Consider the following 13,779-nt stretch of genomic DNA (forward strand, 5'->3'; position numbering starts at 1 on the left):
TTCGCTACCCACCCCGATGGTCCAAGGTAAAGCGAAGGGTTCAAAGACTCTTTCTTGAACTCGGTAAAATTGGACTTACCTCCGGTTACGAACACAGCCAAACGACGTCATGACAGAACCCAACGCCGCGCCGGTAACCGGCCATTCACCAAACGCGCTCGCTGCGGTCGAAGCAGAAATCGCCCGCGCCTGCAAGGATGCGCGGCGCGATCGCGCCTCCGTGACGCTGATCGCCGTGTCCAAGACTTTCGCCGCGGATGCCATTACCCCGATCATCGAAGCCGGACAGCGCGTATTCGGCGAGAATCGGGTGCAGGAGGCCAAAGGCAAGTGGCCCGCGTTAACGTCTGTTTACCCTGGCATCGCGCTGCATCTGATCGGACCGCTACAATCCAACAAGGCGAAAGAGGCGGTCGCGTTATTCGATGCCATCCACTCGGTGGACCGTCCGAGCATTTGCCAAGCGTTAGCCAAGGAAATCGAATCCCAGAACAAGCACCCGCAGCTCTTCGTCCAGATCAACACCGGCGAAGAGCCGCAGAAGGCCGGCGTCGCGCCCGGAGAGGCCGACGCCTTCCTCGCCAGCTGCCGCGACACCTATGGGCTGACGATCTCCGGCTTGATGTGCATCCCGCCGGTCGACGAACCGCCGGCGGCGCACTTTGCTCTGACCGCCAAGATCGCCGCGCGCAATGGATTGACGAATCTCTCGATGGGCATGAGCGCGGATTTCGCGACCGCGATCATGCTCGGTGCCACCCATGTGCGGGTCGGGAGCGCGATCTTCGGGCACAGGTGAGAGTCGTTGACGAGGGATGCGCCCAGCAACCGCTATCGATTTCGTCATTGCGAGCGCAGCGAAGCAATCCAGACTCCCTCCGCGGAGAGATTCTGGATTGCTCCGTCGCAAGAGCTCCTCGCAATAACGGAGCACGTACACCGCCGCCACTCACGCTGGTGTCCCGGACAAGCTGCAACGCCCAAAGCGTTGCGGCGCAGAGTCGGGACCCAGAGCAACACGATACAGTGCGGCGAGATGGACCCCGGCTCAGCAGCGCACCGCACCGGACGATGCTTCGCATCGCCGGGGGGCGCTGCGCTGCGTCCGGGGCACGACAGCAAAGCGTTGCGTTCGCAGGGACGACAGCGGAGCATGAGGCGATTTACACGAACCCCACCGACACCTTCCCCAGCACCCCAAAGTCCGCCGCAAAATGATCGCCGGACGCAATCGGCAGCGGCGGATGGCACGTGCCTGTTGTCACCACCTGCCCTGCCCGCAAGGTGATGCCGAGCCCGGAGAGCTCATTGGCAAGCCAGGCGAGCGCGGCGCGGGGATCGCCGAGCACGTTCTTGCCGTGACCGATATACCGCTCGCCGCGCAGCGTGATCTGCGGCCGCTCCTCGACGAGATCCATCGCACGCCAATTTGCAGTCGTCGCAGCGCCCAGCACGAACAGATGCGCGCAGGCATTGTCGGCGATCAGCTGCGCTTCGCCGGCGCGGGCGAAATCGGCAAAACGCGAATCGGGAATCTCGATCGCGGGATGAAAGCTGTCGACGGCGGCCAGCACCTCGAAGGCTGTGTACGACGCTGCCCGCGGCGGCAGATCGCGTCCCATGCGGAAAGCGAATTCAGGCTCGCCGACGCGCATCTCGTTGCCCTTCATCGACGCAGTGCCGCCGTCGGCGATCACCGTGTCGCTCATGATGCGGCCGGCCAGTGGTCCCGTGACATTGATGTGCTTCTGTCCTGATACGCTCGTGGCTGCGATCTTCCAGCCGAACAGGTTTCCAAGCGACTGGCTTTCGAGCGCAGCCTGGATGGCGTAGCCGTCTGCGCGGCTCTGCGGCCGCAAGCGCTTCTCCAGCGCGTCAAGCTTGGAGCCGTCGCGCCAATGTCGAACCAGCAGGCGCGATGCGGCCGCGATCTGATCTTTGTCGAGCATGCATCCTCATCCGATGATGATTTTTGTTCGCGGGCCCAGGCGCCGCAGCAATTGCAGCATCGCAGATTTCGTCATCGAGACGCAGCCCGCGGTCGGACCGAAATTGTCGCGGGCCAGGTGCAGAAATACCGCGCTGCCACGGCCGGCGATCCGCGGCCTGGTATTGTGGTCGATCTCGATGATGAAGTCATAGAGATGGTCGGCGCGCTTGAGGCGGTCGCCGCCCTGCCCCTCGCCGCGCCGGATTCGCTGGTTGTAGTGGCGGTCGCCGGGATCCTCACACCAGGCGTCCTCTCCGGTGATGGCTCGGGTCGGCAAGAAGCTCTGCGGACGGCTATGCCGGTCGCCCCGCCACCACAATCGCCGGGGATGGAAGCTGCCTCTGGGAGTGCCGCCGTCGCCCTCGCGCTTGTTGGCGAGGATGCCGCCCCGTCCCAGCGCGACCGGTATGGTCAGCGATCCCGCAATCAGCCAGCCTCGCAGCGGATTGCCGGCCGCAGGCTTAACGCGGATTGCGGAGAGCGGTCCGGCACTGCGAATCATAGTGTAACCGATTGAAGCAGCTCTATTTTTCATGTGAACGTGCAATGTCGAATTCATTACAGGACATTCATCAAAACGCCCTGCTATTCTGGGTTAGAGTGGTTCTGGCTTGTGAATCGGTGACAGCCCACTACTTCAACACGAATAACAATAACAACAGCGACCCCTAAACTTCCCCTCACGGCTGAGTGCGGCATGGATGCGCGCCGAGCCGGACCCCAAAAGGATGACCCCCTATGGCCAATGCCCGCAAGATCCTGATCGTGGATGACGATACCGATCTGCGCGATACGTTGGTGGAGCAATTATCGCTACACGAAGAGTTCGAAGCCTCCGCCGTCGATACCGGCGCCAAGGGCGCGAGCGCCGCCAAGGCCAATGCCCCCGATCTCGTTCTGATGGATGTCGGCCTGCCCGACACCGACGGCCGTGAGGTGGTCCGCTCCTTGCGCAAGGGCGGCTTCAAGGCCCCGATCATCATGCTGACCGGGCACGACACCGATTCCGATACGATTTTGGGGCTGGAATCCGGCGCCAACGACTATGTAGCCAAGCCCTTCCGCTTCGCCGTTCTGCTGGCCCGCATTCGCGCCCAGCTCCGCCAGCACGAGGCCAGCGAGGACGCGGTGTTCTCGGTCGGCCCCTACTCCTTCCGTCCCGGCTCGAAAATGCTCACCGCGGCCAATGCGCGCAAGGTGCGGCTGACGGAGAAGGAAACCGCCATCCTCCGCTTCCTCTACCGGGCCGGCCAGATGCCGGTCTCGCGCGAAACTCTGCTCCAGGAGGTCTGGGGCTATAATTCCGGCGTCACCACCCACACGCTGGAAACCCACATCTACCGCCTGCGCCAGAAGATCGAGAAGGACGCCGCCAACCCGGAAATCCTGGTCACGGAAGCCGGTGGCTACAAGCTGGTGCCGTGATACGCTCGAAGGGCGTGCGAATCGTTTTAGATCGCATGCCCTTGAGCCTCGGATCTGAATGTCAATCGACGACGACGTAGCGCTTCTCGAGCGAGTCCCGACACTGCGCCTGTTGGGAGACGCCTCGTTGCGCATGCTGGCGATCGGCTCCGAGCAGCGCGACTTCGTCCGCGGCGACACCCTGTTCAATCTCGGCGACGATGCCGATGCCGGCTTCGTGGTCCAGCGCGGCGCCTTCCGGGTCGAGGACGGCGCCGGCGCCGAAATGATCGCCGGTCCCGGCGCGTTGATCGGCGAGCTCGCGCTGGTGGTGCCGATGAAACGCCCATCGAGCGCGATCGCGCTGGAGCACTCCTCCGTCATCCGCGTCGCCCGCAGCCTGTTCCAGCGCGTGCTCGAAAGCGACCCTGCCGCCGCCGTGCGCCTGCGCGACGAATTCGCGGTCCGCTCCAGCCAGATCGCAAGCGATATATTGATGGCGGGCGCGAAGCTGACGTCGTAGCTATCTCCACTCGTCATTCCGGGGCGAGCGTAGCGCGAACCCGGAATCCATTGAGCGTCAGAGACGGTGGATGAATGGATTCTCAGATGCGCAATTGCGCATCATAGTTCGCGACTTCGTCGCGCCCCGGAATGACAAAGGTGGCTCACACCTCCAGCGTCACCGTCACGGGCACATGGTCCGACGGCCGCTCCCAGCTCCGCGCGTCGCGCAAAATCCTAAAATCGCTGACCGCATCCTTCAGCGCGCGCGAAACCCAGATGTGGTCGAGCCTGCGGCCGCGATCGCCGACGGTCCAGTCGGGGGAGCGGTAGCTCCACCACGTATAGACCTTCTCCGACAGCGGAATGCGGTCGCGTGCGACATCGACCCATTCGCCGGCTTCGAGCGCCGCCTTGAGCTTCTCGGTTTCGACAGGCGTATGCGAGACCACCTTCAGAAGCTGCTTGTGCGACCACACGTCGTTCTCGTGCGGGGCGACGTTGAGATCGCCGACCAGGATGTGGCGATCCTGCCCACGCGGATGCAGCGGCTCGCACGCCTTCATCTCGTCGAGGAAGCGAAGCTTGTGGTCGAACTTCTCGTTCACCGCGGGATCGGGAATGTCGCCGCCGGCGGGCACGTAGAAATTATGCAGCACCAGTGGCCTTGCGATATTGGCCTTCTCGCCGAACGATACGGAGATGTGGCGCGAATCCACCTTGTCGCAGAAGGTGCGGATGTCCGTGGACTCGAACGGAATCTTCGAGACGATGGCAACGCCGTGATAGCCCTTCTGCCCGTTCAGTGCGACGTGCTCATAGCCGAGCCGCTTGAAACGCTTCAGCGGAAAGGCGTCGTCGATGCACTTGGTCTCCTGCAGGCACAGCACGTCCGGTCGCGCGCTCCTAAGGAATTTCGCGACCAGGTCGATGCGCAGCCGCACCGAATTGATGTTCCAGGTTGTCAGGGAAAAACGCATGAGGGATGCGTCTTAGCAAGCTCTCGTAGGGTGGGCAAAGGCGCAAAGCGCCGTGCCCACCGCGTTTTTGGAGTTGGAAGCAAACGCTCGGTCCGATTGCGTGCCCCGGACGCTGCGCGGCACGAAGTGACGCGCTGCAGAGCCGGGGCCCATCTTGCGGCATTCTGGTCCCGGCTCTGCGCTCCGCTTCGCTGCGCTGGTCCGGGACACGGGAGTTCAACCCGGCGCAGGGCCGTAATTGGTGAAATCGATCTTGAACATGCCGGGATCGAGCTTCTTGCTCGAATCCAGATTGTAGACCGCGATCGTGGTGTCGTAGCCCTGCGGGTCGGTGACGGTCCACTGCTTCAGCTGGCCGTCCTTGGCGCCGAACATCAGCAGCAAGCGGCTGGTGCCGACCAGCGCCTGCTTCTCCTCGATGGTGACGCTGACGAAGACGTCGTCGGCCGAGACGTTGACGACGTTGGTGTCCTTCATCAGGTCGATGCGGTCGGACAAGAGGAAGCGCAACGGCGTCTGCGACAGCGGATAGACATCCTGGGTCGCAAGCTTGCGGTCGCGCACCACCAATGACGATCCGTCGGCGACGATGTCGATCGGGCTCGGCGCATCATATTCGAAACGCACCTTGCCCGGCTTCTGGATGTAGAAATCGCCCTGCGTCTTGCTGCCGTCGGGGCCGACCTGGACGAAGTTTCCAACCAGCGTCTGCAGCGACGAGAGATAGGCGCTGACCTTGGCCGCCTGCGCCTTCTGGTTGGCATCGAAGGTCTGGAAGATGCTGCTCGGCACGTTGCGGCGCGGATCCGGAATCACCGGAGTCGGCGGCGTCTGCGTCGCGCCGGTGACAGCGGGCCCACCGCCTCCGGATTGAGCATCACGGCCCTTCGGCGCGGGCTTCGGCACAGGCACGGACTGCGCGAGCGACGTCGCAGTCACCATCGCGGCAGTGACGAGCAGCACGCCGGCCACGCGCGCGCCTCGCGCAGCGATGGTGGCAGCGAATCGAATGTCCGGATGTCTGATCAACGCGTCGTCCTAACGTGGCTGGGCGCCTTTTAGCGTGATTTCGGGCAAAAGCAGATATCGATTTTGCGTGAAATGATGTCTCGAGGCTCCGCGCCTCACATATGGCTGTCTTCTTCCTCGACCAGAATCTCGCGCTTGCCGGCGTGATTGGCGGGTCCGACGATGCCTTCCAGTTCCATGCGCTCCATCAGCGATGCGGCGCGGTTATAGCCGATTTGCAGGCGGCGCTGGATATAGCTGGTCGAGGCCTTGCGGTCGCGTTTCACGATCGCAACGGCCTGCTGGAAGAGATCGCCACCGCCGTCCGCGCCCATGCCGCTGGCGTCGAACACGGCTCCGCCGTCCTCGTCCTCGCTCGGCTCTTCGGCGGTCACCGCCTCGAGATATTCCGGTTGTCCCTGCGTCTTGAGGTGACGCACCACCTTCTCGACTTCCTCGTCGGACGCGAACGGTCCGTGCACGCGGCTGATGCGGCCGCCGCCGGCCATGTAGAGCATGTCGCCCTGGCCGAGCAGTTGCTCGGCGCCCATCTCGCCCAGAATGGTGCGGCTGTCGATCTTGGACGTGACCTGGAAGGCGATGCGGGTCGGGAAGTTCGCCTTGATGGTGCCGGTGATGACGTCGACCGACGGACGCTGCGTCGCCAGGATCACGTGCAGGCCGGCGGCGCGCGCCATCTGCGCGAGACGCTGCACCGCGCCTTCGATGTCCTTGCCGGCGACCATCATCAGGTCGGCCATTTCGTCGACGATGATGACGATGTAGGGCAGCGGGTCGAGCGAGAGCTTCTCTTCCTCGTAGATCGCCTTGCCGGTCTCCTTGTCGAAGCCGGTATGCACCGTGCGCGTCGGCTCCTCGCCCTTGGCCTTCAATTCCAGCAGGCGCGTGTTGTAGCCGTCGATGTTGCGCACACCGAGCTTGGCCATGTTCTTGTAGCGCTCTTCCATCTCGCGCACGGCCCATTTCAGCGCGACCACCGCCTTCTTCGGGTCGGTCACGACGGGCGTGAGCAGATGGGGAATGCCGTCATAGACGGAGAGTTCGAGCATCTTCGGATCGACCATGATCAGGCGGCACTGGTCCGGGCGCAGCCGGTAGACCAGGCTGAGGATCATGGTGTTGATGGCGACCGATTTGCCGGAGCCGGTGGTGCCGGCGATCAGCATGTGCGGCGTGCGCGCGAGGTCGATGATGACGGGATCGCCGCCGATGGTCTTGCCGAGGCACAGCGGCAGCTTCGCCACCGTCTCTGTCGCTTCCTTGGCGACCAGCAATTCGCGCAAATAGACCTTTTCGCGATGCGCGTTCGGCAGCTCGATGCCGATGGCGTTGCGGCCCGGCACGACGGCGACGCGAGCCGACAGCGCGCTCATCGAGCGGGCGATGTCGTCGGCAAGTCCGATCACGCGCGACGATTTGATGCCGGGCGCGGGCTCCAGCTCGTACAGCGTGACGACGGGGCCCGGATTGGCTTTCACGATCTCGCCGCGCACGCCGAAATCCTGCAGCACCCCTTCGAGCGAACGCGAATTGGCTTCGAGCTCGGCCTTGCTGAGCGGCTGGCGATCGCCGGCCTTCGGCGCGGCCAGCATGGAGACGGAGGGAAGATCGAACTTGTCGGAGGATTTCTTGGCAGGAGCCTTCGGCGCAGCCTTCTTGCGCGGGGCGCGCGCGACGGGCTCCTCTTCCTCTTCTTCCTCGTCTTCTTCGTGCTGGTCCTCGTAGTCCTCGTCTTCGGGCTGCGGTGAGATCGAGGGCGCGGCACGGCCGCCGCCGAGATTCGGCTCCTGACGGCTGAACGCCGCGGCCTTGGTCTTCGGTCCGCTCGAGACCAGCGAACGGTAGGCGGCACCACACAGCCAGATCAGCCGCGCCTTCGTGCTCATCAGCGCATGGAACAACCAGCCCAGCGACACCGAGCCTCGATCGTTCTCATCGTCTTCGTCGAGCGGCTTGTCGTCATCCTCGATCTCCGTGAGCTCGTCGTCACGCTCTCGGGCGCCAAGACCGCAGGCGATCAGGAAGGTCGCGGCCATTGCGGCGAACAGGATCGTGCCCAGCACGATGCGGTAGATCGTGCCGGCGGGTCCGAAAATCACTGCGGGCGCGCGCACCAGGGCGTCGCCGACCACGCCGCCGAGGCCGGTTGGCAGCGGCCATGCGCCGCCATGCGGCCAGCAGCTGACGAAGCCCGCCGCGATGACCGTGCAGAGAACCCAGGAGCCGAGCCGCAACGCTTCGCGGTCGAACAGGCGATGCGTCATCATGCGCCAGCCCCAGACCGCGACGGTCAGGACCAGCATGATCGCGCCGAGCCCGAGGATCTGCATCGCCAGATCGGCACCGATCGCGCCGGCATAGCCGAGGATGTTGCGGATCGGCCGCGAGGTGGCGTGGCTGAGGCTGGGATCCTGCACCGACCAGGTCATCAGCGCGGCCGAGGCGAGGCCCGCCAGCGCGATCAGGCCGAGGCCGGTGAGCTCGCGCATGCGCCGCGCCAGACTCTCGCGGATCGATGGCGGCAGATGACCGACCAGTGGAATGACACGTTCAATTGCCGACATGCTCATGGGCCCCGCCTAACCCAGAGTCTCGACCAGGCGATGCAATGCTTGCGCCGTGGTCTCACCATCCTGCACCAGCGCGAGGCGAATATAGCCCGCGCCGGGATTGAAACCGTCAGGCTGCTGCCGCGCCAGGAAGCTGCCGGGCACCACGCGCACGCCGGCTTCCCTGAAAAGCTTGAGCGTCACGGACACGTCGTCGCCGATCCCGGACGTGTTGAGCCAGACGCAGAAGCCGGCATCGGGCCGGCGATAGCCGTAGCGGTTGCCGATGATCTGGTCGGCGAGATCGAACTTGATCCGGTAGAGCCTGCGGTTCTCCTCGACATGGGCTTCGTCGCCGTAGGCGAAGGTCGCGACATGCTGGAGCGGCACCGGCACCTGCGGCGCTGCGATGTTGCGCAGCTCCAGGAACATGCCGATGAAGGTCTTGTCGCCGGCGGCGAAGCCGACGCGCAGGCCCGGCAGGTTCGAGCGCTTCGACAATGACTGGAACGCGGCCACGCGGGTGAAATCAGGGCCTGCACATTCGAGCGCGCTGCCCGGGGCTTCGCGGGTGTAGATCTCCGAATAGCACTCGTCGCTGAGGATCATGAAGCCGTAGCGATCGGCAAGGCGCTTCAGGCGCGTGAAGTAATCGCGCGAGGCGACCGAGCCCTGCGGATTGGCAGGCGAGGCCAGATAGAACGCCACGGTGCGCGCCAGCGTCGCCTCGTCGATGGCGTCGAGATCGGGCAGGAAGCCATTTTCGATCGTGGTCGGCAGATAGACCGGCTCGCAGGCTGCGGCTAAGGCGCCGGCGCCATAGACCGGATAGAACGGGTTCGGCATCAGGATGGCGGGCTTGCCGGCGCGCGGGCCGACGTAGCGCGCCGCCGCCATCGCGGCGAGGAACAGCCCCTCGCGGCTGCCATTGAGGACGAGAATCTCGCTTCGGGGGTCGAGCGGGCGCGGCAGCTTGAAGCGCGACGACAGCCAGGCGCTTGCTGCCTGGCGGAATGGGTCGGTGCCCTGGTTCATCGGGTAACGGCCGAATTCGGCGATGTGCTTGGCCAGCACCGGGCCGACGAAATCCGGCACGGGATGCTGCGGTTCGCCGACCGCGAGCGAAATCAAGGGCTTGCCGGGCTGATGCGGCGCCAGCAGCTCGTTCAGCCGGACGAAGGGCGAGCGTTCGTTGCTGGAGCTTCCACCGGCCTGCGGCGCGCGGGATGAAGCGGTCATGACCATTCTGGGCGCCAGTACTCTTGGAACGGCCGGTCGCACCACGGCGCCGGCGGGAAGCGGTTCAGTTCACCATAGATAGGGCGAGGTTAAGACGCGATTAACCATCGGCCGGCCGGCCCGTCCAGAGCGGGAATAATGAGGCCGGACAACAACGGGATGCGGGGCGGCTCTAACCTCCCCCGCAAGCGGGGGGAGAGAGCGCACCCTCATCGCGGCTTCAGCGCCCCGGCAGCTTCTCGAACGTCTTCATGCCCGCGGGAATCGCATGAAACTCCTGCATGTCGCAGGTGTAGATCGCCATCTGCGGATGGAATTGGCCAGGCTCGTCCAGGGTGCCGACCTTCACGATCGTCGCCGGCAGTCCCGGAACCTTGGTCACCAGATGGGTGCCGCATTCGGCGCAGAATTCGCGCGTGACGGGGCGTTCGAGATCCTTGCGCGTGAACTGCTTGGGTTGCCCCAGGATGTAGCTGAAGCCGGCCGCCGGCATCGCGATGAATGTGTTGGGCGCACCGCCCGAGATGTACTGGCACTCGCGGCAATGACATTGGGCCTGCATCATCGGGTCGCCCTCGGCCACATAGCGCACTTCGCCGCAATAGCATCCGCCTTCCAAACGCATGACGACCTCCCGATGATTGTTTCTTGTGGGCGATATTTCTGCGCCGGCGGCGCGGAATGGCAATCCTTTTCTTCGCTGCGAAATCAAAAGAACCCTGCAAAAAGAAAGGGGCTCCAGCTTGCGCTGGAGCCCCTCGACGGTCAGGGCATTGCCGGGTATGTGCCCGAACCGTAGTTCTGAGCGCGATCTCCTGAGGAGACCGCGCCCGGGAGGAGTTACATGTTGTAGGCGCGCTCGGTGTGCTCGGTGATGTCGAGGCCTTCACGCTCGCTCTCGACATTGGTGCGCAGACCGACGATCACGTCGACGACCTTGTAGAGGATCGCCGAACCGATGCCCGACCACACCAGCGTGGTGCCGACGCCCCAGAGCTGGGACATCATCTGCGCTGCGAAGTCGTAATCGGCGACCTTCGGCGGGATCGCGGTGTAGTCGATGATGCCGGCGCCGCCGAGGGCGGGGTTGACGAGGATGCCGGTGCCGAGGGCGCCGACAATACCGCCGATGCAGTGCACGCCGAACACGTCGAGGCTGTCGTCATAGCCGAGCGCGTTCTTCACGACGGTGCAGAAGAACAGGCAGACCACGCCGACGACCAGGCCGAGGACGATCGCGCCCATGACGCCGGAGAAGCCGGCGGCAGGCGTGACGGCCACGAGGCCCGCGACAGCGCCGGAGATGACGCCGAGCACCGACGGATGGCCCTTGATGATCCACTCCGCGAACATCCACGACAGCGCGGCGGCCGCGGTGGCGACGAAGGAGTTGGTCATGGCGAGGGCTGCGCCGCCATTGGCTTCGAGGTTGGAGCCGGCGTTGAAGCCGAACCAGCCGACCCAGAGCAGCGAGGCGCCGATCATCGACATGGTCAGCGAGTGCGGGGCCATCAGCTCCTTGCCGTAACCGACCCGCTTGCCGATCAGGAGAGCGCCGACGAGACCTGCAATACCGGCATTGATGTGCACCACGGTGCCGCCGGCGAAGTCGATCGCGCCCTTCTTGAAGATCCAGCCGGCGTCGGCGTTGATCTCGTCGAGCTTGGCCTGCGCCGCGGTCTTCGCCGCCGCGTCAGTGGCAGCAGCGAGAGCCTTGGCGGCGTCCTGGATCATGTCCGGGCCGGGCCAGTACCAGACCATGTGCGCGATCGGGAAGTAGATCAGCGTGACCCAGAGCGGGATGAAGAGCGCGATCGCCGAGAACTTCATGCGCTCGGCGAAGGCGCCGACGATGAGGGCGGGCGTGATCGCCGCGAAGGTCATCTGGAAGCAGATGTAGATGAGCTCCGAGATGTTGGCGTCGACCGAGAAGGTCGCGGCCTTCGAGTCGGTGGTGACGCCCATCATGAAGGCCTTGGAGAAGCCGCCGATGAAGTCGGAGCCGCCGGTGAAGGCCAGGCTGTAGCCGTACACGGCCCAGATCACGGTGACGACGCAGACGGTGTAGAACACCTGCATCAGGACGGAGAGCATGTTCTTGGAACGGACGAGACCGCCGTAGAACAGCGCGAGGCCGGGGATCGTCATCAACAGCACCAACACTGTCGATGTCAGCATCCAGGCGTTGTCTCCCTTGTTGACCGTTGGCTCGGCGTAGGCTGCGGTCGCAGCGAACAGGCCGACTGCGAGAGCCGCCAATCCCGCGCCATAGGGACGCTTGAACGTCATAATATTCACTCCTGATTGGATAAGGTTGAGCGCGAAATCAAAGGGCCGCGGCATCGGCCTCGCCGGTGCGGATGCGCACCGCGTGGTCGAGGTTGATGACGAAGATCTTGCCGTCGCCGATCTGTCCGGTTTTCGCGGCGGACGTGATGGCGTCGATGGTCTTGTCGACCTGATCAGAAGCGACAGCGACCTCGATCTTGATCTTGGGCAGGAAGCTCACGGCATATTCGGCACCGCGATAGATTTCCGTATGGCCCTTCTGGCGGCCATATCCCTTGACTTCCGTCACCGTGAGACCGTGAACGCCGATGGCGGTCAGGGCGTCACGGACTTCTTCCAGCTTGAATGGCTTGATAATCGCCATAACAATTTTCATGGGTCCTATCCCCGCTTGGGCCCGGTCCGGACATGGCCGGGCGTTCTCGACTGGTTCGCCACGAGGGAGAAGTTCACTACGCGGGCACAGCCGGGACCCATAGAATCAAATGCCGTGCCAGATCGGGCGTGTTGCCTAACGGACTATGAAGACGGGGGTTTTCGCGTTTGACGGGTATTGCGGTGCAGTGCGCTATTCGGTCGCGCCCAAATCATGGTCAGGCCTGCTCAAAACACAAGCACGACAGGCCTCCGACACAATGTTGCTCATGCGTCAGGCAGTGGTGAGGTAATTACGTACTGCCGGCGCTTTAGTGCAGGGCCTCGCCGTGCCGCGAGAATTATCGGACGGCCGGGCAGCTGCCCGGGATACGCGCAGGGCCGTCGATCCCGGTCGATGCTGGGTTGGGGCTTTTAGGCAGCGTCACGTTCCGCAAAGACCCGGTCGATCAATCCCCATTCGACCCCCTGCCGCGCGGTCATGAAGTGGTCGCGGTCCAGGGTCCGCTCCACCTCTTCCTCGGAACGTCCGCAATGCTGCGCGTAGAGCCGGGTGATGCGCCGCTTGGTTTCCTGCATCTCGTTGGCATGGATCAGGATGTCAGATGCCTGCCCCTGGAAGCCGCCGAGCGGCTGATGTACGTGAAGGCTCGCATTGGGCAGCGCGGCGCGGTGGCCGGGTTCGCCGGCCATCAGCAGGAACGAGCCCATGGAGCGCGCGGTGCCCATGCACAGCGTATGAACCGGCGCCTTGATGAATTGCATGGTGTCGTACATCGCCAGCCCGCTGGTGACGACGCCGCCGTAGGAGTTGATGTAGAGATTGATCGGTCTGCTCGGATTCTCCGCCTCCAGGAACAGCAGCTGCGCGCAGACGAGGCCCGACATCGCGTCATTGACCTCGCCGTTCAGGAAGATGATGCGCTCGCGCAGCAGCCGCGAGTAGATGTCGAAGGATCGTTCGCCGCGCGCGGATTGTTCGACGACCATAGGGACGAGCTGAAGCATGTCGCGCATCGGCGACCTCCATGTCTGCAGGTGATGAAGTCGTTATGGTGCTAGGCTGCCGCGCGCATCAGGCAGCAATTGGTGTTGGCTGCCTGCGGCAGCTTGATCTGATCGACGCAGGCTTGCTGGACAATACGAAAGCGGGTGCCGCCGTCCTCGCTCGGCTCGATCCGGAAGATGACGCGGCTCTCGCGATACGGCGGCTCGGAATCGCGCAGCCGGTAGCGCACCTCTTCACCGGGAATCGATGATTCCGGCTCGGCACGGGCAAGGTCGCAATCCGGCAGCCAGCGCTCGCGCAAGGCCGGAATGGTGACGGCGCGCCAGACCTTTGCCGGCGGCGCATCAAATTCATATTCCAGCACGAGGGTTTCGTCGGCACGATCGGGCATCACAGCGTCGCTCATTGATC

General features: G+C 64.1%; 14 protein-coding genes. 3 read left to right on the forward strand and 11 right to left on the reverse strand.

What is annotated here, in order from left to right:
• The first annotated feature begins 109 nt into the window (after positions 1-109).
• Positions 110-799, forward strand: coding sequence for a YggS family pyridoxal phosphate-dependent enzyme (locus XH84_RS20220; protein ID WP_128921086.1), 690 nt, complete (start codon positions 110-112; stop codon positions 797-799).
• A gap of 364 nt (positions 800-1,163) precedes the next feature.
• Here the strand turns inward: XH84_RS20220 and XH84_RS20230 are convergent, their stop codons facing one another.
• Both XH84_RS20230 and XH84_RS20235 read right to left on the reverse strand, forming a co-directional pair.
• The gene (locus XH84_RS20230) at positions 1,164-1,949 is read right to left on the reverse strand and encodes a 2-keto-4-pentenoate hydratase (RefSeq protein ID WP_128921084.1); all 786 of its coding nucleotides are present in this window, start codon (positions 1,947-1,949) and stop codon (positions 1,164-1,166) included.
• Between the two features lie 6 nt (positions 1,950-1,955).
• Positions 1,956-2,492 carry a L,D-transpeptidase family protein gene (locus tag XH84_RS20235; RefSeq protein WP_245471775.1) on the reverse strand — a complete coding sequence of 179 codons (537 nt, stop codon included), beginning with the start codon at positions 2,490-2,492 and terminating at the stop codon, positions 1,956-1,958.
• A 236-nt stretch (positions 2,493-2,728) separates the two neighbouring features.
• Between XH84_RS20235 and XH84_RS20240 the strand changes: the two genes are divergently transcribed.
• Entirely contained in the window at positions 2,729-3,415 is a 687-nt protein-coding gene (locus tag XH84_RS20240; RefSeq protein ID WP_007598630.1) for a response regulator transcription factor, read from the forward strand.
• Between the two features lie 58 nt (positions 3,416-3,473).
• Positions 3,474-3,917, forward strand: a complete 444-nt coding sequence (locus XH84_RS20245; protein ID WP_028133428.1) for a cyclic nucleotide-binding domain-containing protein — start codon at positions 3,474-3,476, stop codon at positions 3,915-3,917.
• Between the two features lie 145 nt (positions 3,918-4,062).
• On the opposite strand, the gene xth is transcribed toward XH84_RS20245, so the two are convergent.
• The 9 genes from xth to XH84_RS20290 all read right to left on the reverse strand — a co-directional run bounded on the left by xth (position 4,063) and on the right by XH84_RS20290 (position 13,774).
• Positions 4,063-4,878: an exodeoxyribonuclease III gene (gene xth, locus XH84_RS20250; RefSeq protein WP_128921082.1), complete on the reverse strand. Its 816-nt coding sequence runs from the start codon at positions 4,876-4,878 to the stop codon at positions 4,063-4,065.
• 216 nt (positions 4,879-5,094) lie between these two features.
• Entirely contained in the window at positions 5,095-5,850 is a 756-nt protein-coding gene (locus XH84_RS20255) for an outer membrane lipoprotein carrier protein LolA (protein ID WP_128921230.1), read from the reverse strand.
• A 152-nt stretch (positions 5,851-6,002) separates the two neighbouring features.
• Positions 6,003-8,477 (reverse strand): DNA translocase FtsK, encoded by a 2,475-nt coding sequence (locus XH84_RS20260; protein ID WP_128921081.1) that lies wholly within the window; start codon positions 8,475-8,477, stop codon positions 6,003-6,005.
• Positions 8,478-8,486: 9 nt separating this feature from the next.
• Complete coding sequence (locus tag XH84_RS20265; protein ID WP_164936468.1) at positions 8,487-9,701, reverse strand: aminotransferase class I/II-fold pyridoxal phosphate-dependent enzyme; 1,215 nt, start codon at positions 9,699-9,701, stop codon at positions 8,487-8,489.
• Positions 9,702-9,915: 214 nt separating this feature from the next.
• Positions 9,916-10,320 carry a GFA family protein gene (locus XH84_RS20270; RefSeq protein WP_128921079.1) on the reverse strand — a complete coding sequence of 135 codons (405 nt, stop codon included), beginning with the start codon at positions 10,318-10,320 and terminating at the stop codon, positions 9,916-9,918.
• A gap of 215 nt (positions 10,321-10,535) precedes the next feature.
• The gene (locus tag XH84_RS20275; protein ID WP_128921078.1) at positions 10,536-11,984 is read right to left on the reverse strand and encodes an ammonium transporter; all 1,449 of its coding nucleotides are present in this window, start codon (positions 11,982-11,984) and stop codon (positions 10,536-10,538) included.
• A 37-nt stretch (positions 11,985-12,021) separates the two neighbouring features.
• On the reverse strand, positions 12,022-12,360 hold the full coding sequence (locus XH84_RS20280) for a P-II family nitrogen regulator (RefSeq protein WP_008142813.1): 339 nt from the start codon (positions 12,358-12,360) through the stop codon (positions 12,022-12,024).
• Positions 12,361-12,773: 413 nt separating this feature from the next.
• Entirely contained in the window at positions 12,774-13,376 is a 603-nt protein-coding gene (locus tag XH84_RS20285; protein ID WP_128921077.1) for an ATP-dependent Clp protease proteolytic subunit, read from the reverse strand.
• 41 nt (positions 13,377-13,417) lie between these two features.
• Entirely contained in the window at positions 13,418-13,774 is a 357-nt protein-coding gene (locus XH84_RS20290) for an SRPBCC family protein (RefSeq protein WP_128921076.1), read from the reverse strand.
• Positions 13,775-13,779: the final 5 nt, after the last annotated feature.

Origin of the sequence: Bradyrhizobium nanningense, from assembly GCF_004114535.1 — a bacterium.
In the GTDB taxonomy this organism is placed as follows: Bacteria; Pseudomonadota; Alphaproteobacteria; order Rhizobiales; family Xanthobacteraceae; genus Bradyrhizobium; species Bradyrhizobium nanningense.

Excerpts from the sequence above, each read along its gene's own strand:
- XH84_RS20240 (WP_007598630.1), top strand. The coding sequence starts at position 2,729 with ATGGCCAATGCCCGCAAGATCCTGATCGTGGATGACGATACCGATCTG.
- XH84_RS20265 (WP_164936468.1), bottom strand. The coding sequence starts at position 9,701 with ATGGTCATGACCGCTTCATCCCGCGCGCCGCAGGCCGGTGGAAGCTCC.
- XH84_RS20280 (WP_008142813.1), bottom strand. The coding sequence starts at position 12,360 with ATGAAAATTGTTATGGCGATTATCAAGCCATTCAAGCTGGAAGAAGTC.
- XH84_RS20270 (WP_128921079.1), bottom strand. The coding sequence starts at position 10,320 with ATGCGTTTGGAAGGCGGATGCTATTGCGGCGAAGTGCGCTATGTGGCC.
- XH84_RS20220 (WP_128921086.1), top strand. The coding sequence starts at position 110 with ATGACAGAACCCAACGCCGCGCCGGTAACCGGCCATTCACCAAACGCG.
- XH84_RS20235 (WP_245471775.1), bottom strand. The coding sequence starts at position 2,492 with ATGATTCGCAGTGCCGGACCGCTCTCCGCAATCCGCGTTAAGCCTGCG.
- XH84_RS20230 (WP_128921084.1), bottom strand. The coding sequence starts at position 1,949 with ATGCTCGACAAAGATCAGATCGCGGCCGCATCGCGCCTGCTGGTTCGA.
- xth (WP_128921082.1), bottom strand. The coding sequence starts at position 4,878 with ATGCGTTTTTCCCTGACAACCTGGAACATCAATTCGGTGCGGCTGCGC.
- XH84_RS20275 (WP_128921078.1), bottom strand. The coding sequence starts at position 11,984 with ATGACGTTCAAGCGTCCCTATGGCGCGGGATTGGCGGCTCTCGCAGTC.
- XH84_RS20245 (WP_028133428.1), top strand. The coding sequence starts at position 3,474 with ATGTCAATCGACGACGACGTAGCGCTTCTCGAGCGAGTCCCGACACTG.
- XH84_RS20260 (WP_128921081.1), bottom strand. The coding sequence starts at position 8,477 with ATGAGCATGTCGGCAATTGAACGTGTCATTCCACTGGTCGGTCATCTG.
- XH84_RS20290 (WP_128921076.1), bottom strand. The coding sequence starts at position 13,774 with ATGAGCGACGCTGTGATGCCCGATCGTGCCGACGAAACCCTCGTGCTG.
- XH84_RS20285 (WP_128921077.1), bottom strand. The coding sequence starts at position 13,376 with ATGCGCGACATGCTTCAGCTCGTCCCTATGGTCGTCGAACAATCCGCG.